This is a genomic window from Peteryoungia wuzhouensis, from assembly GCF_003205195.1.
Taxonomy (GTDB): domain Bacteria; phylum Pseudomonadota; class Alphaproteobacteria; order Rhizobiales; family Rhizobiaceae; genus Allorhizobium; species Allorhizobium wuzhouense.
Genome location: NZ_QJRY01000001.1, coordinates 983,884 through 1,009,006 on the forward strand (window position 1 = coordinate 983,884; position 25,123 = coordinate 1,009,006).

General features: G+C 61.2%; 21 protein-coding genes. 12 read left to right on the forward strand and 9 right to left on the reverse strand.

Translation table 11 applies throughout. The annotated features are described in order from the left end of the window. Positions 1–164: 164 nt before the first annotated feature. Entirely contained in the window at positions 165–395 is a 231-nt protein-coding gene (locus tag DMY87_RS04830; protein WP_110790102.1) for a hypothetical protein, read from the forward strand. Positions 396–523: 128 nt separating this feature from the next. Here the strand turns inward: DMY87_RS04830 and DMY87_RS04835 are convergent, their stop codons facing one another. The 7 genes from DMY87_RS04835 to DMY87_RS04865 form a co-directional block, all read right to left on the reverse strand. Continuing rightward, complete coding sequence (locus DMY87_RS04835; protein WP_110790103.1) at positions 524–1,087, reverse strand: recombinase family protein; 564 nt, start codon at positions 1,085–1,087, stop codon at positions 524–526. A 136-nt stretch (positions 1,088–1,223) separates the two neighbouring features. Next, entirely contained in the window at positions 1,224–1,943 is a 720-nt protein-coding gene (locus tag DMY87_RS04840) for a hypothetical protein (protein ID WP_110790104.1), read from the reverse strand. A 273-nt stretch (positions 1,944–2,216) separates the two neighbouring features. Further along, the gene (locus DMY87_RS04845; protein WP_110790105.1) at positions 2,217–2,756 is read right to left on the reverse strand and encodes a hypothetical protein; all 540 of its coding nucleotides are present in this window, start codon (positions 2,754–2,756) and stop codon (positions 2,217–2,219) included. Positions 2,757–2,770: 14 nt separating this feature from the next. After that, positions 2,771–3,493 (reverse strand): hypothetical protein, encoded by a 723-nt coding sequence (locus DMY87_RS04850; protein ID WP_110790106.1) that lies wholly within the window; start codon positions 3,491–3,493, stop codon positions 2,771–2,773. A 567-nt stretch (positions 3,494–4,060) separates the two neighbouring features. Next, positions 4,061–4,996 carry a retron St85 family RNA-directed DNA polymerase gene (locus tag DMY87_RS04855; protein WP_110790107.1) on the reverse strand — a complete coding sequence of 312 codons (936 nt, stop codon included), beginning with the start codon at positions 4,994–4,996 and terminating at the stop codon, positions 4,061–4,063. Then, positions 4,996–5,898: a retron St85 family effector protein gene (locus DMY87_RS04860; protein WP_133253000.1), complete on the reverse strand. Its 903-nt coding sequence runs from the start codon at positions 5,896–5,898 to the stop codon at positions 4,996–4,998. The genes DMY87_RS04855 and DMY87_RS04860 overlap by 1 nt, the downstream gene beginning before the upstream one ends. Positions 5,899–6,181: 283 nt before the next feature. Then, entirely contained in the window at positions 6,182–7,171 is a 990-nt protein-coding gene (locus tag DMY87_RS04865) for a GlxA family transcriptional regulator (protein ID WP_110790109.1), read from the reverse strand. A 110-nt stretch (positions 7,172–7,281) separates the two neighbouring features. Between DMY87_RS04865 and bcoG the strand changes: the two genes are divergently transcribed. The 10 genes from bcoG to DMY87_RS04920 all read left to right on the forward strand — a co-directional run bounded on the left by bcoG (position 7,282) and on the right by DMY87_RS04920 (position 21,451). Continuing rightward, the gene (gene bcoG, locus DMY87_RS04870) at positions 7,282–8,184 is read left to right on the forward strand and encodes a 3-dehydrocarnitine:acetyl-CoA trimethylamine transferase BcoG (protein WP_110790110.1); all 903 of its coding nucleotides are present in this window, start codon (positions 7,282–7,284) and stop codon (positions 8,182–8,184) included. A 69-nt stretch (positions 8,185–8,253) separates the two neighbouring features. Next, complete coding sequence (locus DMY87_RS04875; RefSeq protein ID WP_110790111.1) at positions 8,254–9,741, forward strand: carnitine 3-dehydrogenase; 1,488 nt, start codon at positions 8,254–8,256, stop codon at positions 9,739–9,741. A gap of 32 nt (positions 9,742–9,773) precedes the next feature. Beyond that, a complete protein-coding gene (locus DMY87_RS04880) occupies positions 9,774–10,934 on the forward strand; it encodes an acyl-CoA dehydrogenase family protein (protein ID WP_110790112.1) in 1,161 nt (386 codons plus the stop codon). 208 nt (positions 10,935–11,142) lie between these two features. Continuing rightward, positions 11,143–13,209, forward strand: coding sequence for an acetate--CoA ligase family protein (locus DMY87_RS04890; RefSeq protein WP_110790114.1), 2,067 nt, complete (start codon positions 11,143–11,145; stop codon positions 13,207–13,209). A gap of 4 nt (positions 13,210–13,213) precedes the next feature. Beyond that, a complete protein-coding gene (locus tag DMY87_RS04895; protein ID WP_110790115.1) occupies positions 13,214–13,996 on the forward strand; it encodes a carnitinyl-CoA dehydratase in 783 nt (260 codons plus the stop codon). A gap of 115 nt (positions 13,997–14,111) precedes the next feature. Then, the gene (locus DMY87_RS04900) at positions 14,112–15,695 is read left to right on the forward strand and encodes an ABC transporter substrate-binding protein (RefSeq protein WP_110790116.1); all 1,584 of its coding nucleotides are present in this window, start codon (positions 14,112–14,114) and stop codon (positions 15,693–15,695) included. A gap of 103 nt (positions 15,696–15,798) precedes the next feature. Next, positions 15,799–16,806: an ABC transporter permease gene (locus DMY87_RS04905; RefSeq protein WP_110790117.1), complete on the forward strand. Its 1,008-nt coding sequence runs from the start codon at positions 15,799–15,801 to the stop codon at positions 16,804–16,806. Beyond that, positions 16,803–17,630, forward strand: coding sequence for an ABC transporter permease (locus DMY87_RS04910; protein WP_110790118.1), 828 nt, complete (start codon positions 16,803–16,805; stop codon positions 17,628–17,630). Before DMY87_RS04905 ends, DMY87_RS04910 begins: the two co-directional genes overlap by 4 nt. Beyond that, complete coding sequence (locus DMY87_RS04915; RefSeq protein ID WP_110790119.1) at positions 17,623–19,254, forward strand: ABC transporter ATP-binding protein; 1,632 nt, start codon at positions 17,623–17,625, stop codon at positions 19,252–19,254. The genes DMY87_RS04910 and DMY87_RS04915 overlap by 8 nt, the downstream gene beginning before the upstream one ends. A gap of 193 nt (positions 19,255–19,447) precedes the next feature. After that, positions 19,448–21,451, forward strand: coding sequence for a CocE/NonD family hydrolase (locus DMY87_RS04920; protein ID WP_110790120.1), 2,004 nt, complete (start codon positions 19,448–19,450; stop codon positions 21,449–21,451). Positions 21,452–21,461: 10 nt separating this feature from the next. On the opposite strand, the gene DMY87_RS04925 is transcribed toward DMY87_RS04920, so the two are convergent. Both DMY87_RS04925 and DMY87_RS04930 read right to left on the reverse strand, forming a co-directional pair. Next, a complete protein-coding gene (locus DMY87_RS04925) occupies positions 21,462–22,379 on the reverse strand; it encodes an alpha/beta hydrolase (protein WP_110790121.1) in 918 nt (305 codons plus the stop codon). A 343-nt stretch (positions 22,380–22,722) separates the two neighbouring features. Further along, positions 22,723–23,115 (reverse strand): PRC-barrel domain-containing protein, encoded by a 393-nt coding sequence (locus DMY87_RS04930; protein WP_110790122.1) that lies wholly within the window; start codon positions 23,113–23,115, stop codon positions 22,723–22,725. A 281-nt stretch (positions 23,116–23,396) separates the two neighbouring features. Here DMY87_RS04930 and DMY87_RS04935 point away from each other — a divergent pair, with 281 nt between their 5' ends. Further along, a complete protein-coding gene (locus DMY87_RS04935; protein ID WP_110790123.1) occupies positions 23,397–25,103 on the forward strand; it encodes a long-chain fatty acid--CoA ligase in 1,707 nt (568 codons plus the stop codon). The last annotated feature ends 20 nt before the right edge of the window (positions 25,104–25,123 follow it).

A 25,123-nucleotide genomic window follows, 5' to 3' on the forward strand; every position in this document is an offset into this window, starting at 1 on the left:
CGGCCGGTTGCTTTTCGATTTCGGGCATTCGTTTGCACTGCTTCGGCCATGCGGTTGGCTGGGCGTGCGGCTAGGCTTTGAGCAGTGCAGCCTCTGACCCCTGAATTCTCATGTCTTGCCCCTGTCGCATTCATGTTCCAGCATAGGGAACGATGGAGGCAGCTATGTCAGAAGACAGGAAAGACCCGGCTGAACGCATCCTGATTGCCCGTGCCATCCGCAAGGTGCGGAATGCTCACGGCGCTTGGATGGCCAAAGACCCGAACACGCGTGAACTCATTGCCGAGCTTGTCCATAGCGGCATTGATCAGGAGGACGAATTGGTCGAGCTGGTCGAGATCTCTGCGATGGCCGGGGGCAAGCGTTACGACAAGACCACGGCGACGTTCCAATAGGGCGGCTTCCGGCTGGGTGTTGAGCGGTGCGGCAGGATGCCGTTGGGGCGACCGAAATAGGAACAGATGTGCGCACGTATGCGTCTGTGTAATGTTATACAGTTACATGAAAAGACAAAGGAAAGAGCCTAGCCCTCCCTCAAGACCCGGAACACACTGGACCGCCCAATGCCCAACTCTGCGGCGATGGCGTCGGCAGTCTTCCCTTCGGTCTTCAGGCGTCGGATATCGTCAGCCTTGCGCCGTGCCGTTGGTGCCCGTCCCTGATACTTGCCATCAGCCTTGGCCTTGGCGATCCCTTCGCGCTGGCGTTCAAGCATCAGGTCGCGCTCAAACTCTGCGATAGACCCAAGCATGTTCAGCATGAGCTTCCCGGTCGGGGTCGAAGTGTCGAGGTTCAAGGCCAGTACGCGCAACTCCACACCCTTGGCTCTCAGCTTGCCCATGATCTCCATGAGGTTGGTCATTGAGCGGGCTAGACGGTCCAGCTTGGTCACGACCAGGGTGTCCCCTTCACGCACGTATTCGAGGACGCGCTCCAGTTCGGGGCGCTTGGTATCGACCGAAGACACCTGCTCTTGGAAGACCTTGGAACATCCGATGGCTGTCAGGTCGCGCACCTGTCCCTCAAGTCCTGCGATCTGGTCTAGGGTCGAGGTGCGGGCGTATCCAACAAGATGGGCTGCGGTCATGGTCGAGGCTCCTTTGGTGCCATTGAGGTCTTAGACCAAATGAACCTCTCCGTCCCAAAAGTCAACACCCATTCTTGTGGCACTGCTTTTGGCCAACCTGAGACAGTGCCGCTAGACCTTGCCCATGTGGGACCTTCTAAGCTTCGGACATGTCCTTTGTGCGCGCTAGGCCAACAACCTGAAGAAACACCCTTCCAAAAGACGAGATAGAGCGGTGGCCCGAACGCTTACCAAAGACGTCAAATATTGGGTATGCTGTGAAGCTGCCGACCTTTTCCGTCTTCTGCATGAACACGATTAGGCCGAAACGTTCCAGCTTTTCGAGGGAGACCTCCCAAAGCGCGTTCGCCTCTGACACCTTTGGATCAGCACCTATAACATTCGGGGGTGGCCGAAGATGATCAAATGCTTGCCAAGAACCTTGATCGTAGGCGACCAAGATTGCCAACTCTTTGTCATTTAACTGAGACAAGATTTCGAGTAGCTGCCGCCCGCGCAGCGCCTCAGCATCGCTCTCAGTGATCCCATCGACCACGCATGAGACTATCCTGCGCAGTCGTTCATCTGTCACCGCTCTCGCCGCTTGGAATGCGCCATCCTCAATCACGGCTATTGCCTCGGGGTCGCGTTTCAAAGCCTCCAAATCAGCAGACCGTTCTTCCAACTGCCGCGCTAGAAGTAAGAGATACCGCTCGATCCGGTCTAGGCGTTGGTTCGGGATGATGCTTGTGACGATCTCAGCTAGCGCGCTGCCTCCAATCGGAACCACTCCCACAACAGCTCTCAAGATTGAAGCGCTTCTGTCTCGCTCATCATTTCCTAGGTGGGGAAGTTGGCTAGTGTCATCGTCCGGCATACGCTGCTCTCCCTTAGCGCCCTCACAGTGGCCACGTCGGTCATTACTGTCAGACCGAAGGCCGCAGTCAATCTAGCGTGTGCAGCGCCGGGAGAGGCCACCGGGGAAACCGCGCGCTTCTAGTCAGAGATAGGGTCTCGAATATGTGGCACCCAAAAAACATCCGGGGGCCTTCCTACCGCTGCCCCCTCAGGCACTTCCCCCAAGTCCTCATAGTGAAGAGCGCAACGAAGACCGTTGGGGTCGAGGAAGGCAAGACGCATACCCCGGTCGTTAGCAAAACCCGTGCGGGTCCTGAATTGCGCTTTCAACCGCCACGCTGAATGTCTCGATGAGGAACATCGGGCGCGGGGTCCACTCACTGTCTAGCGCCGGGTAGCGGAGTGCATGGTGGCTTTCCCTGCCATGAAGTAGTGACAGCTTTTCCACGGCGGCATTGAGAACGTCACGTGGGCGGTCTGAGAAATCATCATCAGGCCACTGCCCGGAGGCGCGGGCTTGGTTCCATGACGCCTCTCCAGCAGCCCAACAGGCAAGCTTCACTTTCTCTGCCTTTGGATCGGCCCAAAGCTTCGAGAGGTCGTGTCCGTAGTCGCGCGTCACTACCTTTCGCGGCACGCCAGACGCGAGGTGCGGGTACTTCAGGAAAAGCTCCAGAGCGTGGGCGACGAGATGCAGTGTGGGGCGAGCGAGGGGCACGGGGGGAACAAGCCATTGCTCTGAGCAGCGGACGATGGATGCTGCTTGGAGATATCCCTGAGCCGCTGCCAAGGTCTTGCCTCCATCGGTTCTCCAAAATTCGTCTTGGTCCATCCTAGGCTCTGATCTTATTCGGCCACTGAGACGCCGAAGAAACTGAACGTTTGCACCTCAACATCATCGGTGCCGCTTGGCCGCAAAAAGTTGACCTCTCCCGCCGTCTTGAAGATGGTTTCACCGCCGCTGGATCTGTAGGTCACACAATACACAACCGAGATGCCCTGCTCGGCTTTGCCGGATATCGGCACGTTCTCGAAAGTAACGAGGTCTCTCTTCCTGCCTGGGAATATCGCCTTGTGCGCGTTCTGCCATCCGGTTCCGTTGGTGATGCTAGCGAAGCTTTGGACTCGGCTTACGCTTTGTACAAAGAGGAGCTGTCCGCTTCTCGCGACGGCGTGAAGCTCCACCGCCACCGCTGGGGTATTGCCGATGTTCCTTGCGGGCACCTGCAAGAAGATGTCATTCCGATCGATGTTGACTGAGACCTTGGGTCTTCCAAGGGAAAGCCACGGGCGGTTTTCGGAGGCAAAAAACTCCCGTGCCTGTCTGTTGGCAATCACCGACTGATCGAAGGTGTCCTTAACGTAAAACACTGCAAGGCCGCTGATTATCGTCCCTAAAAGTGAGAAGATCATCATTAGCCATTGGGCAACTGTATCATCTTGCGGTAGGTAAGTGGCGATGCTCGACCCTGATGCGAAGAAGGTATCGAAGGCAACGGCAACAAGTACTAGGCCGACGCCAGCCACGAACCCGAGCGCCGCGCTTGCATATTTATCGCCTCTGGACATGTTCTAGCTCGCAGCCATTGAGTTCCCCTGTGTCATTCCGCACGTTCAACGTCTTCCCGTCAACGACCAATTGAATGGGGCTAGGCAATCGGAAGCTTCACACATTCCACGCACGCCTTCATGAGTTCCGAAGGGTGCGCTTTGGATACCTCCCGCTACCGTTCTTGACAGACCCTCAAGACTGCTACACAAATGCGCTACACAAGCGCCTGAAATGACAGCGAAATATGTAATATATTTCAATGGCTTAGGGTATTGCGGGGCGTTTCCTGCAAGCGGCACCATTTTCCTGAAACTAAACAATAAAATCAACGAATTATAATTCAGTTTCGGAAGTCAAAAATACTGTCACATCACTTTCCCGCCTTATAGATTTTTTCCTTGGCTTTGGCCTTTTCAGCCCATTTCGGCCTTTTTTAGCCCAGTTCAGCCTTGTGGAGCCTTTTGATGACTATGTGGCTCCACGGCCGTTTGCATATAAATGCATACGGTCTTCATAGCTATTTCGCGATGCGACTGACGCCAACGACAGAATTTCTTACACAGACTTTGTGTTGAAGAGGCTACCTACAGCAGCGCTGCAAAATGCTGCTTTCCGCGCACAGTCAGCATGGTATCGGCCCCATACTTCCTATTCAGGCTCTCCCAGAATTCTGGCTCAACGTCCTGGATGAATGCTAGATAGCCGCGCAGCGTGGGAACCTCGAAGTTATCGAGTTCTCCCTGAATAAATTTATAGACCTGTGCTTTCACCGCTCTTTTTCGTTCACGCCCAATTGAGACCTTCCCATCTGTTGTAAGGACTAGCCCGGTGACTCGCCGCGAGTAGCGTCGAGAAAGGAAAACGGTCTTGTCAGGGTTAAGTCGCAAGTTCGCGTAAGGATAACTATCAGCTATCTGCCGCACAGTTGCGACCACGTCACTCAGATTGTCTGGTCCATTGCTAGAGAAAAACAGATCGTCAGCATACCGGCTGTAAATCAGCTTCTGGCGTTCCGCGAACTCACTAATTTGGCTATCGAACAAATGCATCATGGCATTGGTGAGCATAGGCGAAGACGGCGCGCCAATGGTCAGTCGACCATGCCGCGAGACAATCCGACTTACAAACGAGATATCTTGCTGAACAAGCCCAATTTGTCGCTCTCTTTCAACGGCTGCGAGGAAGACCTCAACATGCTCTTTCGAAAAGCTAGGAAAGAAATCCGCAAAATCAATTCTCAAGGTGAACTTGCTGTTTGCATGCAGGCCCGCGTTTTTCCTGATGCTTGCGCCACGCACGTAAGCTTGTGCTGCAACATGGACCGGAAGCCTGCGAAGCAAAAATTTACTAACCCATCTTTGGATACCTTTGAGGCCCCGGCTTGGATGATGAATCGTCCGAAGCCCGCCGTTCCGCTTAGGAATTTCGTAGGTCTTGTATCGCTTAGAGGCGGTTTCCGCGAGCCATTCCAAGTTCTCTATCGTGACCCCTGATTGTTTACTAAGCGTCTCTTTGAGCATCAGAGGCCTCCAATCAGATTGAGAAAGTCGCCGCCGACATCTTGATAGACAGATGCCAACTCAAGACGGAGATCGTTATACTCTGTGCGCCTTCCTTCAACGACCTTCAGCAAGCTTCCTTTTGTGGTACTGGGCCGCAGGTGACCGTAGTCCCCAAACGTTTCAAGATATTTCGAGCCAACCAAAATAGATGTAATCTGATGGAACCGATGCACCGACAAATGACTTTCCGAAAGACCCCTTAATATAAATTCGATATCGTCAAGCGTTGCGATTGACATAAAACTTACAATTTCATGCACCAGACAGAAAATCTCGAAGTCCTCCAAATCAGAGAGCTTCTGCCAAGCGAGCTGCTTTCTAGTCGAGGAGAGCGGGAATTTTTTTACTCGCCGGAGCACGAGCTCAAAATCGGGCCTTTTATAGCTCATCTGAAGGACAGGCCTAAAGATTGATAACTCCTCAATCTTCTTTGCGGGGCCTTGAGAGATGAAGCTGTCATATCCTTGGTAGTTGGCATCCAAAACTAGGATTGTCTTCTTCGCCAGTCCTGGGATTGCAGAGAAGTATCCGGTTTCAGCGAACGACCCAGCAGCCTCGGGAAAAATAACGATAGCCTTACTCAGATTGCCGATAGACGATTCAAAATCAGCAATGTCAAACGGCTCCGACAGTGAGCTGCTAAGAAGGTTCTCCATCGCAAACTCGGGATGAAAAATGTCAAACTCCGCAGCATTTTCCTCTGCATATTTACGGAAGCGAGGACGCATATCGCTTGTTTTATTTCCGCCGCAGACGAAGACGATGTTGCTCTCTCGAGGAAAGCTGTACGCGCCCTTGAAAAGAGAAAGCACCCGTTTGCGAAGTCCATTTTGAGCTTCGTCAATTAACGGGTGCTTCAATTTTAGTAACCCCTTACTTTAAGCGGCCGGCTTCGGGAATCCGAGGTGGTGCCGAGCGCATGCCGGTGCCGACTCGGATTCCCGAAGCCGGCGCCCAATGTCGCACAATAAGATTCAGCCTGGCTAAACACCCGGCATAGAGTGAGCTGTAGCTACACACACCCAACTAAGAGGCTGGCACAGCATATCAGAGATTTGCTGGCTGCCAATTCGGTTGAGTTAAAAAATTACACGTCTTAGATGAAATCTAATCATCGTACCGACTACCCAGGCGACTGACATCTCACCCCGCCCCATAGCCCTTCAACCTTCGCCGCGTATCCGACGGGCTTTCGCGAAAATGCGCCCTATAGCTGCGGGAAAAAGCCGAGGCCGAGTTGAAGCCGGTCGCAGCGGCGATGTCGGCGAAGGCGGTGCGAGTTTCGATCACCTTGCGGCGGGCAGCGTTCAGGCGCAGCGCCAGGTAATGGATGTGCGGCGGCGCGCCGATCGCCTCGATGAACAGGGTCTGCAGCCGCCTTTCGCTGATGCCGATGCGGCGCGCCAGCCGCACCAGCGGCAGCGGCTGGTCCAGATGCTCCTCCATCACCCGCATCGCCTGGCTGACGCGGGGATCGGCGAGCCTTATGCTGCCGGTCGAGGGCATGGCCGCAGCATCGCTGCTGACGCCCCCCTGCTCGTAGATGAACTGCCGTGACACTTCGAGCGCCAGCGAATAGCCATGCCTGCGTCGGATCAGTTCCAGCATCAGATCGAGCGTCGGCAGTGAGCCGCCCGTGGTAATGCGCTTGCCGTCGATGACGAAGCGCTCGCGCACCGTCTTCACCTGCGGATAGGCGGCGGAAAAATCGTCATAGTCTTCCCAGTGCAAAGTTGCCGAAAAATTGTCGAGAAGGGCCGTATCGGCGAGCAACCAGGCGCCGGATTCGATCCCGGCGACGAGACTGCGATGCCGCGCGGACTTCGCCAGAAGCCGCTTCAGATCCGATGTGGCGTGGCGTTTCCAGTTGTGGCTGGAGAGCACGAAGAGCGGGTCTTCCTCATTTCCCGGCCGAAAGGCACCATCCACCGGAATCGGGATGTGGCTCTTGGTCTCGATCGGCTGGCCGTCCGGGCTGAGGATACGCCAGCGATAGAGCTCCAGCCCACTCACCCGGTTCGCCAGGCGCAATGGCTCGATCACCGATGCGACCAGGATCAGGTTTGTCTCCGGCACAACCAGGAGGTCGAGCACGGTCGTTGGGACGGTGAGCGTTGCGGGACGGTCGGACATTGGCAGGAACTCTCAAGATTTCCGATAATGTATAGAAGCTATCCGATCCTGCAAAGCATGCTGCGGCATTCTGTCTCGTAATAGGCCTAACGAACGAGGGAGAATAATACGTGCCTTTAGCCATGAACCGGGATGTCTTCATCACCTGCGCCGTCACCGGCGCCGGAGACACCACCTCGAAATCGCCGCATGTTCCGATCACTCCCAAGCAGATCGCCGAGTCCGCCATCGATGCCGCCAAGGCAGGGGCTGCCGTCGTACATTGCCATGTCCGCGACCCCGAAACGGGTGCCGCCAGCCGCCGCAACGATCTCTACAAGGAAGTGACCGATCGCATTCGTGCGGCCGATGTCGACGTCGTGCTGAACCTGACGGCGGGCATGGGCGGCGACATGATCTTCGGCAATGTCGAGCAGCCGCTGCCGCTCAACCCCAAGGGTACCGACATGGTCGGTGCCACCGAGCGCGTGTCTCATGTGGCCGAGTGCCTGCCGGAAATCTGCACGCTCGATTGCGGCACGATGAATTTCTCGCTCGGCGATTACGTCATGACCAACACGCCGTCGATGCTGCGCGCCATGGCGAAGCTGATGACGGATCTTGGCGTGCGCCCCGAGATCGAGGCCTTCGATACCGGGCATCTATGGTTCGCCAAGCAGCTGGTCGAGGAAGGCCTGATCGAGGATCCGGTGCTCATCCAGCTCTGCATGGGCATTCCCTGGGGCGCCCCCGATGACCTCAACACCTTCATGGCCATGGTCAATAACGTGCCGGCAAACTGGACCTTCTCGGCCTTTTCCATCGGCCGCAATGCCATGGCCTATCCGGCCGCAGCGGTCCTTGCCGGCGGCAATGTGCGTGTGGGGCTCGAAGACAATCTCTATGCCGGCAAGGGCCTGCTCGCCACCAATGCCCAGCTCGTCGAAAAGGCCGTGACCGTGATCGAGGGCATGGGTGCCCGGATCATCGGGCCGGATGAGGTGCGCAAGAAGCTGAAGCTCACCAAGCGCTGATGCCCCGCCCGTTCGCGGATGATCGCGGGGACGGGTCACTCGACAAACCGAAATGCGGACGAGAACGTGATGAGCAGAATTCAAAAAGCGGCCTGTATCGGCGGCGGTGTGATCGGCGGGGCCTGGGCAGCGCGTTTCGTGCTGGCCGGCATCGACACGACGATCTTAGATCCGCATCCGGAAGCCGAGCGTATCATCGGCGAAGTGCTGGCCAATGCCGAGCGCGCCTATGAAATGCTGACCATGGCGCCGCTGCCGCCCAAGGGGAAGCTCAGCTATGCCGCCTCGCTTGCGGAGGCGGTCGCGGGCGCCGACTGGATCCAGGAAAGCGTGCCGGAACGCGTCGATCTCAAGCGCGGCGTGATCACCCAGATCGATGCGGCAGCCGACCCCAAGGCGCTGATCGGCTCCTCGACCTCCGGCATCCTGCCGACCGATCTGCAGCGCGACATGAAACATCCCGAGCGGATGTTCGTCGCGCATCCATACAATCCCGTCTATCTCCTGCCGCTTGCCGAACTCGTCGGCGGAGAAAAGACCAGCCGCGCGGTGCTGGAAGACGCCAAGGCGAAACTCGCGCCGATCGGCATGAAGGGCGTGATCCTCAACAAGGAGATCGAGGGCTTTGTCGGCGACCGGCTGCTGGAAGCGCTGTGGCGCGAGGCGCTCTGGCTGATCAAGGACGACATCTGCGACACCGAGACGCTCGATGACGTGATCCGCTATTCCTTCGGCATGCGCTGGGCGCAGATGGGTCTGTTCGAAACCTATCGCATCGCAGGCGGCGAAGCGGGCATGCGGCATTTCCTCGCTCAGTTCGGCCCCTGCCTTTCCTGGCCCTGGACCAAGCTCACCGATGTGGTCGATCTCAACGACGAACTCGTCGACAAGATCGCCGGGCAGTCAGACGCGCAATCCGGCGCGCGTGGCATCCGCGATCTCGAACGCATTCGCGATCAGAACCTCGTCGGCATCATGCAGGCCCTGAAGGCCGGCGATGCCGGGCAAGGTTGGGGTTCCGGCAAGCTGCTGGCCGATTTCGAGGCGCATCTCTGGTCATCCGCACCGGCACCGGCTGCGGCGGATGTTACGAAGCCGATCAAGCTTGCGGACTTCCGCGTGCACCCCTCCTGGGTCGACTACAACGGCCACATGACCGAATACCGCTACAGCCAGTGTTTTGCCGACAGCTCCGATGCACTGCTGCGGCTGATCGGCGTCGACATGGATTACGTCTCAGCCGGCCACAGTTATTACACGGTCGAGAACCATCTGCGCCTGCTCGACGAGTGCAAGCTCGGCGACGCGCTCTCTGTCGACGTGCAATTGCTGCCCTCGGATGGCAAGAAGCTGCACAGCTTCTTCTGGCTTCGCCGCGCATCGGACAATGCGGTGGTCGCGACCTGCGAGCACCTGATGCTGCACGTCTCCTCGGCGGAAGGCAAAACCGTGCCTCCGCTGCCCGCGATCCTGTCAGAACTGGAACCGTTGCTCGCCGCGCATGCCCGCCTGCCTTTGCCCGAAGGCGCCGGCCGTCATGTGGGGCAGAAGAGGTAGCCGCATGTTGTTGAAGGCCGGAGGATAGCCGCATGGATTTCGCCCTAAGCGCAGAGCAGCAGATGATCGTCGAGACGGTCCGCGGCTTCGTGGAGAGCGAACTCTATCCGCTGGAGGACCAGGTCGAGAAACAAGGCTTCGTGCCGCCGGAAATGGGCTGGGAGATCGCGGTCAAGGTGAAGCAACTCGGTTTCTTCGCCTGCAACATGCCCGAAGAGGTCGGTGGTGGTGGCCTCGATCACCAGACCTTCACGCTGGTCGAACGCGAACTCGGCCGGGCCTCCATGGCGCTCACCGTGTTCTTCGGTCGCCCCTCCGGAATCCTCATGGGATGCAATGACGACCAGCGCGAACGCTACCTGCTGCCGGCCACGCGCGGCGACAAGTTCGATGCGCTGGCCATGACCGAGCCGGGTGCGGGTTCGGACCTGCGCGGCATGAGCTGCACCGCGCGCCCTGAAGGCGGGGACTGGGTGCTCAACGGCACCAAACATTTCATCAGCCATGCCAATATCGCCGATTTTGTCATCGTCTTCGTCGCGACCGGTGAGGAGGAAACACCAAAGGGGGTGAAGAAGCTGATCACCTGTTTCCTCGTCGATCGCGGCACGCCCGGCTTCACCATCCGGGACGGTTATTCCTCGGTCTCGCATCGCGGCTACAAGAACTGCATCCTCGATTTCGACGATTGCCGCCTGCCCTCGGCCCAGATCCTTGGCGAGGTCCACAAGGGTTTCGAGCTGGCCAATGCCTGGCTCTACGGCACGCGATTGACGGTGGCCGCGAGCTGCGTCGGCCGAGCGCGGCGGGTCTTCGACCTCGCGGTCCCCTACGCCGCCGAGCGACACCAGTTCGGCAAGCCGATCGGCGCGAACCAGGGGGTGTCGTTCAAACTCGCCGACATGATCACCGAGATCGATGCGGCGGACTATCTGACGCTCGCCGCCGCCTGGCGCCTCGATCAGGGCCTGCCGGCCAATCGCGAGATCGCATCCGCCAAGCTCTATGCCTCGGAAATGCTGGCGCGGGTCACCGACGAAGCGATCCAGATCCATGGCGGCATGGGGCTGATGGACGACCTGCCACTGGCGCGCTTCTGGCGCGACGCGCGGGTGGAGCGGATCTGGGACGGCACCTCGGAAATCCAGCGCCACATCATTAGCCGCGATCTGTTGCGGCCGTTCGGAGCGTGATGATGCCACAAAGCTCCTCCCCCGCGATCACCGCTCTCCCCCACTCCTCCCCCGGATGGCCAGAGGCCCCGTATCAGGGTCTGTGGCTGAGCTGCGACCCCGACCTCTCGGTATCCGAACTGCCGGAAGGCACGGAGCCGTTGGCGCTTTTCCAGGCGATCCGGCTCGGTTACTTCCTGACAGACCGATGGCTCGGCAGGGGGCTTGGATGACGACAGACGCCCGCGCGCCGCTCTCCCGCCTGATCCGCCCTGAAACCATCGCTGTCTTCGGCGGCAAGGAGGCGGCGCGGGTGGTGGAACAGTGCGTCAAGGCGGGCTATCGCGGCCAGATCTGGCCGGTTCATCCGACGCGGGATACGGTTCATGGCCATCCTTGCTACCGGTCGGTTGCCGACCTTCCCGGCGCACCCGACGCCGCCTTTGTCGGGGTCAATCGTGCCCTCACGGTCGAGATCCTGCGCGACCTCAGCCAGCGGGGTGCCGGCGGCGCGATCTGTTATGCCTCCGGTTTTGCCGAAGCCGTGCAGGAACTGCCGGATGGCCCTGCCCTGCAGGCCGAACTCGTGGCTGCCGCCGGCACCATGGCCATGCTCGGCCCCAATTGCTACGGCTTCATCAACATGCTGGACGACGCCCTGCTCTGGCCCGACCAGCACGGCATGAAACATGTCGACCGGGGCGTGGCGATCCTCACCCAGTCCTCGAACATCGCGCTCAACATCACGATGCAGGCCAGAGGCTTGCCGATCGCCTATCTGATGACGGCCGGCAATCAGGCCCAGACCGGTTTGTCGGCCCTTGCGGCCGCAGCGGTAGAGGACGAGCGGGTCACGGCCGTCGGCCTTCATATCGAGAGCTTCGATAATCTCGAAGACCTGCAACATCTCGCGGCCCGCGCCCGCGCGCTCAGCAAACCCGTGGTGGCGCTAAAAGTCGGCAAGTCTGCCGCCGCACAGCGCGCGACGCTGTCGCACACCGCCTCCCTGGCCGGCAACGACCGGGTGTCCTCGGCGCTCCTGAAGCGTCTCGGCATCGGCCGCGTGCAGTCGTTGCCGCAAATGCTGGAAACGCTGAAGCTGCTGCATGTCTGCGGTCCGCTCTCCGCCAACACAGTCTCGGCCATGAGCTGTTCGGGCGGCGAGGCCTCGCTGATGGCGGATGCGGGCGTCGACAAGGCGGTCGAGTTCCGGGATCTCAAACCCGAACAATTCCCGGCACTGCGCGACACGCTCGGTGCCATGGTGACACTCTCCAATCCGCTCGACTACCACACCTTCGTCTGGGGCCACCGCGCACGGCAGGCGGACGCCTTCTCGACCGTGATGGGCGGCGACTATGGGATCAATCTCGTCGTTCTCGATTTTCCGCGCGGCGATCGCTGCGATGCAGGTGACTGGATGACAACCGTCGACGCGGTACTCGACGCAAAGCGGCGAACGGGTGCAGCAACCGGCATCGTCGCAAGCCTTGGCGAAACCATGCCGGAGGCGGACGCCACGCGCCTCATCGGCGAAGGCGTCGTGCCTTTCTGCGGCATCGACGAGGCGCTTGCCGCCATCGAAATTGCCCATGGCGTCCATGCCGCCTGGGCGCGACAGGCTCCCGCGCCGCTGCTCACCGCCCCCGCCGTGGCAACCGAGATCCAGTCTCTCTACGAAGACCGCGCCAAACCCATGCTCGCCGCTTTTGGCGTCAGTGTCCCCTATGGCCTGATCGCCCGCAATGCCGATCAGGCGGTTTCGGTGGCCGATCGGCTCGGCTATCCCGTAGCCGTCAAGGGCATTGGCATTGCTCACAAAAGCGATGTCGGCGCCGTGCGGCTCAACATCAGAAGCGCGTCGGAGGTCTTCGCGGCGGCCACGGCCATGTCTTCGATTGCTGACCGCTTTCTTGTGGAAAAAATGGCACCGAAGCCCGTGGCAGAGCTGATCGTCGGCGCGCTGCGCGATCCCGTGGTCGGCCCGGTTCTAACCCTTGGTGCCGGAGGGGTTCTCGTCGATCTCATCGATGACAGCACGATCCTCCTGCTTCCCACAAACCCTGCCGAAATCGGCAAGGCAATCGACGGCTTGAGGGTTTCGAAGCTGATCGCGGGGTATCGCGGCGGGCCGCCGGGCGATAAGAATGCATTGGTGCAACTCGTCGCCTGTGTCGCAGATTATGTCGCAGACAACGCAACGAGACTGGAAGAACTGGATCTTAATCCGGTTCTGGTGCTGCCGGAAGGTGAGGGCGTGATCGCCGTCGATGCCTTCATCCGGACAAGGAGCTGAACGCGTGACCGAGCCGATCCGCACCCGCCGTGAGAACGCCGTGCTCGAGGTGACGATCGATCGCCCCAAGGCCAATGCCGTGGATCTCGCCACCAGCCGGATCATGGGCGAAATCTTCGCAAACTTCCGTGACGACGACACATTGAGGGTTGCCATCATCACGGGTGCGGGCCAAAAATTCTTCTGTCCCGGCTGGGACCTGAAGGCGGCCGCGGGCGGCGATGCGGTCGATGGCGACTATGGGGTCGGCGGCTTCGGCGGCCTGCAGGAACTGCGCGATCTCAACAAGCCGGTCATTGCGGCGATCAATGGCATCTGTTGCGGCGGCGGCCTCGAAATCGCGCTGTCCGCCGATCTCATTCTCGCCGCCGATCATGCCACCTTCGCGCTGCCGGAGATCCGCTCGGGCACGGTGGCCGATGCCGCCTCGATCAAGCTGCCGAAGCGCATCCCTTATCATATCGCCATGGACATGCTTTTGACCGGCCGCTGGCTGGATGCCGTGGAAGCCCATCGCTGGGGCTTCGTCAACGAGATCCTGCCCTCGGAAGCCCTGATGGAGCGGGCCTGGGCACTGGCGCGGCTCCTCGAAAGCGGCCCGCCGCTCGTCTATGCCGCGATCAAGGAGATCGTGCGCGATGCCGAGGGCCGCGATTTTCAGTCGACCATGAACAAGATCACCAAGCGGCAATACCGCACGGTGGACGTGCTTTACGGAAGCGAAGACCAGATCGAAGGCGCGCGCGCCTTTGCCGAGAAACGCGATCCCGTGTGGAAAGGAAGATAGATTTCCAGCAGCCGCGTGAGGGCCCGGCGATCGGCCCGAGTGCGACATTCAACGATCGCCGCCGTCACGGATAAAAATGCCGGACGCATAACCAACCAGAACAAGGGAACAGACGATGAGCAACGACAAATTCTTCTCCAGCCTCACCTCGGCGGCCTTGAGCCGTCGCGAATTCATGGGCCGCGCCATGGCCGCCGGCCTGACGCTGACGGCCGCCAGCTCGCTTTACGCCACCAGCGCTTCCGCCCAGGAACCCAAGCGCGGCGGCAATCTGAAGCTCGGCCTCGAAGGCGGCTCGGCCACCGACAGCAAGGACCCGGCCAAATTCCTGTCGCAGTTCATGTTCTGCATCGGCCGCTGCTGGGGCGACATGCTGGTCGAAAGCGATCCCTTGACCGGCGCTGCCGTACCGGCACTCGCCGAAAGCTGGGAGCCTTCGGCCGATGCCGCGACCTGGACCTTCACCATCCGCAAGGGCGTGCAGTTCCATGACGGCAAGGAACTGACCATCGACGACGTCGTGGCCACCTTGAAGCGCCACACCGACGAGAAGTCGGAATCCGGCGCGCTCGGCGTGATGAAGTCGATCAAGGAGATCAAGAAGGACGGCGACAAGCTGGTCCTGGTGCTCACCGAAGGCAATGCCGACCTGCCGCTGCTCTTGACCGACTATCACCTCGTCATCCAGCCGAACGGCGGTTACGACGATCCGCTCGCCTCGATCGGCACCGGCCCTTACAAGCTCACCAGCTTCGAAGCCGGCGTGCGCGCCACGCTGGAGCGCAACACCGCCGACTGGCGTTCGGACCGCGGCTATGTCGACACGATCGAGATCATCGGCATGAACGATGCGACCGCCCGCATTGCGGCCCTCGCCTCCGGCCAGGTGCATTTCATCAACCGCGTCGATCCGAAGACGGTGGACATGCTGAAGCGCGCGCCGACGGTCGAGATCCTCTCGACATCAGGTCGCGGCCACTATGTCTTCATCATGCATTGCAACACCGCGCCGTTCGACAACAACGACCTGCGGCTGGCGCTGAAATATGCCATGGACCGCGAAGCCATGGTCGAGACCGTGCTCGGCGGTTACGGCAAGGTCGGCAACGACTTCCCGATCAACAGCACCTATGCCCTCTTCCCCGAGGGAATCGAGCAGCGGACCTATGATCCGGACAAGGCCGCCTTCCACTACAAGAAATCAGGTCATTCCGGCCCGGTCCTCCTGCGCACGTCGGAAGTCGCCTTCCCCGGTGCCGTCGACGCCGCAGTGCTCTACCAGGGCAGTGCCCAGAAGGCCGGCATCGAGATCGAGGTGAAGCGCGAGCCGGGTGACGGCTACTGGTCGAATGTCTGGAACGTCCAGCCCTTCTCGACCTCCTATTGGGGCGGCCGTCCGACCCAGGACCAGATGTATTCCACGGCCTACCTTTCGACCGCCGACTGGAACGACACCCGTTTCCTGCGTCCGGACTTCGACAAGATCCTGCTCCAGGCGCGCGCCGAACTCGACGAGGGAAAGCGCAAGGACATGTATCGCGAGATGGCGATGATGGTGCGCGACGAGGGTGGCCTGATCCTGCCGATGTTCAACGATTTCGTGAACGCCGCGCAGAAGTCGGTCAAGGGTTACGTCCACGACATCGGCAACGACATGTCGAACGGCTATGTCGCAACCCGCGTCTGGCTGGACGCCTGATTGTCGGAAACGACAGGCGCCGGACGCACTGCTCCGGTCAATCGGCCCGCGCACATGAGGTACGCGGGCCATACCCGTTTTTCTGGATAGCGGCTGGAATCCCATGACCCAATCAACCGATGCCGGCGGTCCGCCGGGTCTGACTTTATACCAGCGGTATCCGCTGATCGTCCTGGTGATGCAGCGCCTGGCGCTCAGCATGCTGCTGCTGCTGGCCGTCTCCATGCTGATCTATGGCGGTGTCGAAGCCCTGCCCGGCGATTTTGCCACCACCTATCTCGGCCAGTCGGCCACGCCCCAGGCGGTCGCCAATATCCGTGCCGATCTCGGCCTCGACCGGCCGATCGTCACCCGCTATTTCGAATGGCTCGGCGGCGCCCTGCAGGGCGATTTCGGCACGTCGTGGGCAAGCCGCAACTCGGTCACCGAACAGATCGGCAAGCGGCTCGGCAATTCGCTGTATCTGGCGGCTCTCGCCGCCGCCATCTCGGTCCCACTCGCCGTCGGTCTCGGCATGCTCGCGGTCCACTTCCGCAACCGCACGCCGGATCGCATCATCAACGTGATCTCGCTTGCCGCCATCTCGCTGCCGGAATTCTTCATCGGCTATCTCTTGATCCTGGTCTTTGCCATCAACCTCAACATCGCGACCTTCCCGTCGACGGTGCATGACGGCATGGCGCTTGCCGACCGGCTGAAGGCCATGGCGCTGCCGACGGCGACGCTCGTCCTCGTCGTGCTCGCCCACATGATGCGCATGACCCGTGCCGCCATCCTCTCGGTCATGTCGTCGGCCTATATGGAAACCGCAGAACTCAAGGGTCTCTCGGCGCTTCGCGCCATCGTCAAGCACGCCGCCCCGAACGCGATTGCCCCGATCGTCAACGTCGTCGCGCTCAACCTCGCCTATCTCGTCGTCGGTGTCGTCGTCGTCGAAGTGGTCTTCGTCTATCCCGGCATGGGCCAGTACATGGTCGATGCAGTCACCGTGCGCGACATGCCCGTCGTCCAGGCCTGCGGCCTGATCTTCGCGGCCGTCTACATCTTCCTCAACATGCTGGCCGACATCATCGCGATTGTCGCCAATCCGAGACTGAGGCATCCGCGATGAGATTGAAACAGATCCCCATCAGCGCCTGGGTCGGCATCTTTGGCATCGCGCTAGCCGTCTTCTGTGCGCTCTTCGCCCCCTTCATCGCGCCCTATGGCGAGCGTGAAATCGTCGGTGCCGTCTGGGAACCGATGGGCGGCACCTATCTGCTGGGCACCGATAATCTCGGCCGCGACCTGCTCTCGCGCATGATCTACGGCACGCGCACGACACTGACCGTGGCGCTTGCTGCCACCGTCATCTCGTTCTCCCTCGGCATCTTCCTCAGCTTCACCGCTGCCGTTTCGCGCGGCGTGATCGACCAGACGCTGTCGCGCTTCAACGATCTGATGATGTCGATCCCGACGCTGATCTTCGCGCTCGTCGTTCTGGCAGTCCTGCCGCAGAACCTCTTCGTGCTGATCCTGGTCATGGCGATCCTCGATTCCACCCGCGTCTACCGCCTCGGCCGCGCCGTGGCACTCGATGTCGCGGTCATGGAATTCGTCGAAGCGGCCAGGCTGCGCGGCGAAGGCACGCTGTGGATCATCTTCCGCGAAATCCTGCCCAATACGCTCTCTCCTCTGCTCGCCGAATTCGGCCTGCGCTTCGCCTTCTCGATCCTCTTCCTCTCCACCCTCTCCTTCCTCGGCCTCGGCATCCAGCCGCCGGCGGCCGATTGGGGTGGCATGGTGAAGGACAACAAGGACGGGATCATCTTCGGCATTTCCGCAGCGCTCGTGCCCGGCTCGGCCATTGCCGCACTTGCTGTCTGCGTCAACCTGGTGGTCGACTGGCTGCTCGGGCGCACATCCAGCCTGAAGGGAGGCCGTGGCGATGTCTGAACTCCTCACAGTCCGCGATCTCAAGATCGAGGCCACATCCTATCCGCCGGGCGAACCGCCCAAGGACATCACCATCGTCGAAGGCGTCTCCTTCAGCCTGCCAAAGGGCCGCGTCCTCGGCCTGATCGGCGAATCCGGTGCCGGCAAGTCGACCATCGGTCTGTCGGCACTTGCTTACGGACGCGGCAGTGTGCGCATCACCGGCGGCGAGGTCCTGCTGAACGGTCAGGACATCCTGAAGCTCGGAAAATCCGGCATTCGCAAGCTGCGCGGCGACCGGGTCTGCTACGTCGCGCAATCGGCCGCCGCCGCCTTCAACCCGGCCCATCGGCTGGGCGACCAGGTGATCGAAGCAACCGTCGCGCACAGGCTGATGACGATCGAAGAGGCCCGCGCCCGCGCCACCTACCTCTTCGGTGTGCTCGGCCTGCCCGATCCGAAGACTTTCGGTGATCGTTACCCGCACCAGGTCTCCGGCGGCCAGTTGCAACGCGCCATGACCGCCATGGCGCTCTGCTCCAACCCGGAATTGATCGTCTTCGACGAGCCGACGACCGCACTTGACGTCACCACCCAGATCGACGTTCTGGCCGCGATCAAGCACGCAATCGAGGAGACGCATACGGCCGCCCTCTACATCACCCATGACTTGGCCGTGGTTGCACAGATCTCGGATGACATCATGGTGCTGCGCCAGGGCAAGACCGTTGAATACGGCACGACCCAGCAGATCATCGAGGCGCCGGGTCAGGAGTATACGCGCGCGCTGGTCAATGTCCGCCAGGCCCGCAAGGAGGAAGCCACCGACCAGAGCGATCGACAGCTCAAGATCGAGAATGTGACGGCCGGCTATTCCAACGGCTTCAAGGTGCTGCACGACGTGTCCCTGCACCTGCCCAAGGGCCAGACACTCGCCGTCGTCGGCGAATCCGGCTCCGGCAAGTCTACCCTAGCGCGCGTCATCACCGGCCTCCTGCCGCCCGTCTCCGGCACCGTCACCTTCGACGGCAAGGCGCTGACGCCGGCCTTGAAGCAACGCAGCCGCGATGATCTCAGGCGTATCCAGCTGATCTACCAGATGGCCGATACCGCCATGAACCCGCGCCAGACTGTGCGCGACATTATCGGGCGGCCGCTCACTTTCTATCACGGACTGCATGGCTCAGCGAAAACTGCCCGCGTCAAGGAGTTGCTGGAGCACATCGAGATGGGCTCCGGCTTCGTCGATCGCTATCCGGCGGAGCTGTCGGGCGGGCAGAAGCAGCGCGTGGCGATTGCCCGAGCGCTCGCCGCCAAACCCGAACTCATCCTCTGCGACGAACCCACGTCAGCGCTCGATCCGCTGGTGGCGGAAGGCATCCTGTCGCTGCTGATGCGGCTGCAGGCGGAAACGCAGGTGTCCTACATGTTCATCACCCACGACATCGCCATCGTGCGCGCTATCGCCGACAGCGTGGCCGTGATGCATCGCGGTCGCCTGGTGCGCTTCGGGCCAAAGTCGCAAGTGCTCTCGCCGCCCTTCGACGACTATACCGACCTGCTGCTCAAATCCGTGCCCGAGATGGAACTCGGCTGGCTGGAGCGGGCGCTCGCCACCCGCCGCATGGAGAGTGCCGGGCACTGAGGACGCAGCACTAAGAACCCCCTCTGGCCTCCTGAGCTTGTCGAAGGGCGGCCATCTCCCCCACAAGGGGGGAGAGAACATGAGACAAGCTCGGCTCCGCCACTAAGGGCAGCGGCTGGGTTAAGCCCTCCCCCTTGTGGGGAGGGTTTGGGAGGGGAAAACAACAAACCCGAATTCCACCTGAAGGCACAGCATGACATCTCGTCCGTTCACCACCATCGAAAACCAGTGGATCACCCTTGCCGACGGCACACGGCTTGCCGCCCGCATCTGGATGCCGGATGGCGCTGAGAGCGATCCCGTACCGGCCGTCTTCGAATTCCTGCCCTATCGCAAGCGCGACGGAACAAGCCCGCGCGACGAATCCACCTATCCGGTCTTCGCCGCCGCCGGCATTGCCGGCGTGCGCGTCGACATCAGAGGCTCGGGCGAATCCGACGGTGTCATCGATGGTGAATATACCCAGCTGGAACTCGCCAATGCCTGCGAGCTGATCGCCTGGATCGCAGCGCAACCCTGGTCGAACGGCTCGGTCGGCATGATGGGCATCTCCTGGGGCGGCTTCAATTGCCTGCAGGTCGCGGCGCTGCGCCCGCCTGCCCTCAAGGCGGTCATCTCGATCGCCTCGACCACCGACCGCTACAACGACGATATCCATTACAAGAACGGCTGCCACCTCTCGGCCCAGCTTTCCTGGGCCGCCACAATGCTTGCCTACCAGTCGCGCTCGCCCGACCCCGAAATCGTCGGCGACCGCTGGCGCGAGATGTGGATGGAGCGGCTGGAAAACGAACCCTTCTTCCTGGAGGAATGGCTAGAGCACCAGCGCCGCGATGCCTTCTGGAAACACGGCTCGATCGGCGAGGATTTCTCCGACGTCGCCGTGCCTTCACTGGTCATCGCCGGCTGGGCGGATGGCTATCGCAACACACCGCTGCTCGCCGTCGAAGGCATGTCCGATCGCTCCAAGGCCCTGATCGGCCCCTGGATCCACAAATACCCGCATTTCGCCTGGCCGAAACCGCGCGCCGATTTCCACGGCGAGGCCATCGCCTTCTGGAACCGCTGGCTGCGCGGCGAGGCAAATGGGACCGAGGCCGTTCCGCAGGTGCGCGCCTATATCCTCGACGCCGTAAAACCTGCGCCGCGCCGCGATGTCGATCCGGGTTTCTGGATCTCCAAGGACAGCTGGCAGGCGCCGGAGATGCAGAATTTCTATGTCGAGGCTTTCGGCTCGCTGACCGAGGGACATCCGGTCCCGCATGCGCCCGCGCATCCCGTCACGCTGAAGTCACCGCTCGACACCGGCACCGCCGCCGGCGAATGGTTCACGCTGAAACCGGATGCAGAGCTTGCCGGCGACCAGCGCCACGACGATGCGGGATCGCTCACCGTCCAGACGGCACCACTGACCCACACACTCGACATCTTCGGCCGACCGGAACTCTCCGTGATGCTGTCCAGCGACGCGCCGGTCGCCAATCTCATTGCCCGCATCGTCGACGTGCATCCGGATGGCTCGGCCACCCGCGTCGCCTTCGGTGTGCTGAACCTCACCCATCGCAACGGCAATGAAGATCCGCAGCCGATGAAACCCGGCGAACCGACGCCGATCCGCCTGACGCTTGATGCCTGCGGCTATCGTTTCCGCCCCGGCCACCGCATCCGCCTGTCGCTCTCTTCCGCTTACTGGCCGATGGTGCTGCCGGCGCCAACCGACGCGGAACTGACGCTCGACACCGCCACGCTCGGCCTTGCCCTGCCGAAGCTCGGCGCGCACGAGACCTTCGAGATGAAGCAGCCGGACAATCCCAATCCGCTGCCGACCTATATCGAACATGCCCCGTCCGAGACCCGCCGCCAGGTGCTGCGCGACCTCCAGGTCGACCGTACCTCCTATACGATCTACGAGGATACCGGCCTGTTCGAACATCCCGGCACCGGTCTCTCGACACGGCAGGTCCGCGACGAGATCTGGACGATCTCGCCGGTTGATCCCCAGTCGATGACGGGCACCTCCGTCTGGACCTGCGACATGCAGCGGTCCGGCTGGTTCGTGCGCACGGTGTCGACCTCGCGCATCGCCTGCACGGAGACCCACTGGCTGATCAGTGCGTCTGTCATCGCTTACGAAGGTGAGATCAAGGTGTTCGAGAAGACCTTCCCGCAAAAGGCGATCCCGCGCGATCTGATGTGACGCGCCAACTTTAACCCTGCGCGGCGAAACGGGTGACCGCCGCGCAGAGCGCTTCGAACCCGATGCGCGCGCCGTCACTCATGTGCCGGGCGCGCAGCCAGGCATGCACCATCTGCGGCTCCTCGCGAAACCAGACCTCGACGCCGGCTTCGGCGAGACGGCTTGCATAGGCGCGGCCGTCATCGCGCAGCGGATCGAAATGGGCAACCGTGATGAAGGTCGGCGGCAGCCCGGCCAGCGATCGGCTGCGAAGCGGATGGGCGACCGGGCTGTCATCCGGTGCCTGCAGCACGGCCCTGTAATAAGCGACGTCTGATGTCGTCAGTCCTGGCGCATGGGCCATCTCGGCATAGGAGCCGGACACGAGATCACCGCCGAGGGCTGGATAGATCAGTGCCTGCCCGACAATGCCCGTCAGCCCCTCGTCGCGTGCGCGAAGCGTCAGCCCTGCCGCAAGATTGCCGCCGGCGCTGTCGCCGATCAGCACCAGCTTGCGCCCGCTCTCAAGCAGGGATGCGAGCACCGCAAAAGCATCGTCATGGGCAGCCGGCCAGACGTGTTCCGGCGCCAGCCGGTAATCGACCGACACCAGCTCAGCGCCAGCCTGCTCCGCCAGCTCAGCGCAGATCGCATGATGGCTGTCGAGCGAGCCGACAACAAAGCCACCGCCGTGGATGTAGTAGAGCACCCTATCGGTCCGGATATCCTTCGGCCGATACCAGCGCACCGGAATACGGCCCTCCACCCTGTCGTCCTGCGTCACCATGCCCGCCGGCAGCGGCCGGTCGAACTGGGCGCAGAGCGCGTCGTACCATTGACGCTGTTGGTCGATCGGAGCCTCCACGGCATCATCGGGGTAGAATGCCGCGCAGGTGGCGAGAAAATCGAGAATGGCTGGCTCGGTCGGAGCCATCGGGGTGTCGGTCATGTGCGGTCCGATCGATGCGCAGGTTGCCTTTGGCGTCAGGTCGAGCCTAATCGCGCACCGCCGGGCAATCCACTCCATTTGCGCCAGCCACCGGCCAAATATGCACGCCGCGCCTGTCCTGTATCCGGCCACCCGCAGAAACGGGCTTTTCCCAGGAGGCTTTTCATGTCAGGAGAGCCCAGGGCGCGAGTGCCGTAAACTTTAGTACGGGCTCGGGCGGCTTGATTGACGTCTCTCCTGCTGCAGCGCGATTACGCTGCCGTCCACCGAACCCCCTTTCTTCGCGCAAACGAAAAGGGCCCCGCAAGCGAGGCCCTTCCGTCAGTGTTTCCGAACGGATCCCTTAGATCCAGTAGGGCGGGACGCCGTAATAGTCGTAGACCGAGCGGCCGTTGTTGCGATACCAGTCTTCGCTGTCGTCGCGATATTTCGGCGCGCCTTCGACCTGTTCCTTGGTCAGGCCGATGCGGTATCCGTCCAGCTGCTCGTCATAGGTCAGGGTTTCCCAAGGCAGCGGGTAATAATCGTCGCCGATGCCCCAGAAACCGCCGAAGCTCAGGACGGCATAGGCCACGCGGCCGCCGCGCTTTTCCAGAATGATGCGCTGGATGGAGCCGATCCGGTCGCCATCGACGCCATAAACAGCCGTGCCTTCGACCTTGTCACTGGCGATCAGGGTCGGGGTGTCCTTCACATAGGGGTCCTTGCCGTCCACGGCGCGGTTAACCTGGTCCATGGTATCCTCCTGTCGTTGTTGGTTGTGGTGAATCAACGACCCTGGCCCCAGATGGTTCCCCAAAAGCTACCGGAATTGGCGGCCTTGGAGCGGGTGCTTTCCGGCTTTTCCGCCCCCCGGCTGGTCTCGACCCGTCACGGTTCCGGCGTGCGTATTGACGTTTACGTCAAGGTTATATAATTTTTCGAGACTTGCACGACCTTTGCGCTAGCATGAGGTTCCAGGATAAGGGGAGGAGCCCGCCTGGTGAGCAGACGAGAAGAATGGTTCGGGAGGATAACATGACGGAAACTATGAGCCGCCTCAGCGGCCGCGCCGCCGAAAAGATCTGGGTTCAATCCTATCCCGCCTCGGTGCCGGCTGAGATCGCCCCGCATTCTCACCCGTCGCTCGGCGCCCTGTTCGAAGCGAGCTGCGCGAAGTTCGCCGAGCGGCAGGCCTTCACCAGCATGGGCCGTTCCATGACCTTCCGCGAACTGGAAGACCAGTCCCGCAAGGTCGGTGCCTGGCTGCAATCGAAGGGCCTCGTCAAGGGCGACCGCGTCGCGGTGATGACGCCGAACATCCTGCAGAACCCGGTCACCGTTTACGGCATCCTGCGCGCCGGCTTGACCGTGGTGAACGTCAACCCGCTCTATACGCCGCGCGAACTCGAACACCAGCTGAAGGATTCCGGCGCGAAGGCGATCGTCGTGCTGGAGAATTTCGCCCATACCGTCCAGCAGGTCGTCGACCGCACGGATGTGAAGCACGTCATCGTCTGCACCATGGGCGACATGCTGGGCCTCAAGGGGCACATCGTCAATTTTGTCGTGCGCAAGGTGAAAAAGCTCGTGCCGGCCTGGACCATTCCCGGTCATGTCGGCTTCAAGGCCATGCTGGCAGAGGGCAGCAAGCTCACGCTGAAGCCCGTCGCGGTCGCGCCCGGCGACATCGCCTTCCTGCAATATACCGGTGGCACAACCGGCGTCTCCAAGGGGGCGGCGCTCACTCATGCCAATCTTCTGGCCAACAAGCAGCAGATCGCACTCTGGCTGGAAGCGGCGCTGGCCGGTGGCAAACGCCCGGATGTGCTAAACTTCGTCTGCGCCCTGCCGCTCTACCACATCTTCGCTTTGACCGTGAATTCGCTGATGGGCGTCGCACTTGGCGGCCATAACCTGCTGATCGCCAATCCGCGCGATATTCCCGGCTTCATCAAGGAGCTGCAGGGGTTCAAGGCGCATGTCTTCCCCGGCCTCAACACGCTGTTCAACGCGATGATGAACAATCCGGAGTTCAAGAAGCTCGACTTCTCCTCGCTGCTCCTCGTGCTCGGCGGTGGCATGGCCATCCAGCGGCCCGTCGCCGAACGCTGGCTGGAGATGACCGGCCGCCCGATCACCGAAGGCTACGGCCTGTCCGAGACCTCGCCGGTCGCCACCGTCAACCGCCTCGACGCACGCGAATTCTCCGGCATGATCGGCCTGCCGCTGCCCTCCACCGATATCGAGATCCGCGACGAGGACGGCAACACGCTGCCGATCGGCGAGGTCGGCGAGATCTGCATCCGCGGGCCGCAGGTCATGGCCGGCTACTGGCAACGCCCGGAAGAAACGGCCAAGGTGATGAGCGCCGATGGCTTCTTCCGCTCGGGCGACATGGGCCTGATGGACGAGCGCGGCTATGTGAAGATCGTTGACCGCAAGAAGGACATGATCCTCGTCTCGGGCTTCAACGTCTATCCGAACGAGATCGAGGAAGTCGCCGTGATGCATCCGGGCGTGCTTGAATGCGCCGCCGTTGGCGTGCCGGACGGGCATTCGGGCGAAGCAGTCAAGCTCTTCGTCGTCAAGAAGGACCAGGCGCTGACGATCGATGAACTCAAGGCCCATTGCGCCGCCAACCTCACCAATTACAAGCGTCCGCGTTACATCGAGTTCCGCACCGAACTGCCGAAGACCAATGTCGGCAAGATCCTGCGCCGCGAATTGCGCGACGAGAAATAAATCGATTGAAATTGGGGGAG

Excerpts from the sequence above, each read along its gene's own strand:
- DMY87_RS04875 (WP_110790111.1), top strand. The coding sequence starts at position 8,254 with ATGAGCAGAATTCAAAAAGCGGCCTGTATCGGCGGCGGTGTGATCGGC.
- DMY87_RS04865 (WP_110790109.1), bottom strand. The coding sequence starts at position 7,171 with ATGTCCGACCGTCCCGCAACGCTCACCGTCCCAACGACCGTGCTCGAC.
- DMY87_RS04900 (WP_110790116.1), top strand. The coding sequence starts at position 14,112 with ATGAGCAACGACAAATTCTTCTCCAGCCTCACCTCGGCGGCCTTGAGC.
- DMY87_RS04835 (WP_110790103.1), bottom strand. The coding sequence starts at position 1,087 with ATGACCGCAGCCCATCTTGTTGGATACGCCCGCACCTCGACCCTAGAC.
- DMY87_RS04880 (WP_110790112.1), top strand. The coding sequence starts at position 9,774 with ATGGATTTCGCCCTAAGCGCAGAGCAGCAGATGATCGTCGAGACGGTC.
- DMY87_RS04890 (WP_110790114.1), top strand. The coding sequence starts at position 11,143 with ATGACGACAGACGCCCGCGCGCCGCTCTCCCGCCTGATCCGCCCTGAA.
- DMY87_RS04840 (WP_110790104.1), bottom strand. The coding sequence starts at position 1,943 with ATGCCGGACGATGACACTAGCCAACTTCCCCACCTAGGAAATGATGAG.
- DMY87_RS04855 (WP_110790107.1), bottom strand. The coding sequence starts at position 4,996 with ATGCTCAAAGAGACGCTTAGTAAACAATCAGGGGTCACGATAGAGAAC.
- DMY87_RS04925 (WP_110790121.1), bottom strand. The coding sequence starts at position 22,379 with ATGACCGACACCCCGATGGCTCCGACCGAGCCAGCCATTCTCGATTTT.
- DMY87_RS04915 (WP_110790119.1), top strand. The coding sequence starts at position 17,623 with ATGTCTGAACTCCTCACAGTCCGCGATCTCAAGATCGAGGCCACATCC.
- DMY87_RS04910 (WP_110790118.1), top strand. The coding sequence starts at position 16,803 with ATGAGATTGAAACAGATCCCCATCAGCGCCTGGGTCGGCATCTTTGGC.
- DMY87_RS04935 (WP_110790123.1), top strand. The coding sequence starts at position 23,397 with ATGACGGAAACTATGAGCCGCCTCAGCGGCCGCGCCGCCGAAAAGATC.
- DMY87_RS04920 (WP_110790120.1), top strand. The coding sequence starts at position 19,448 with ATGACATCTCGTCCGTTCACCACCATCGAAAACCAGTGGATCACCCTT.
- DMY87_RS04930 (WP_110790122.1), bottom strand. The coding sequence starts at position 23,115 with ATGGACCAGGTTAACCGCGCCGTGGACGGCAAGGACCCCTATGTGAAG.
- DMY87_RS04905 (WP_110790117.1), top strand. The coding sequence starts at position 15,799 with ATGACCCAATCAACCGATGCCGGCGGTCCGCCGGGTCTGACTTTATAC.
- DMY87_RS04845 (WP_110790105.1), bottom strand. The coding sequence starts at position 2,756 with ATGGACCAAGACGAATTTTGGAGAACCGATGGAGGCAAGACCTTGGCA.
- DMY87_RS04830 (WP_110790102.1), top strand. The coding sequence starts at position 165 with ATGTCAGAAGACAGGAAAGACCCGGCTGAACGCATCCTGATTGCCCGT.
- DMY87_RS04850 (WP_110790106.1), bottom strand. The coding sequence starts at position 3,493 with ATGTCCAGAGGCGATAAATATGCAAGCGCGGCGCTCGGGTTCGTGGCT.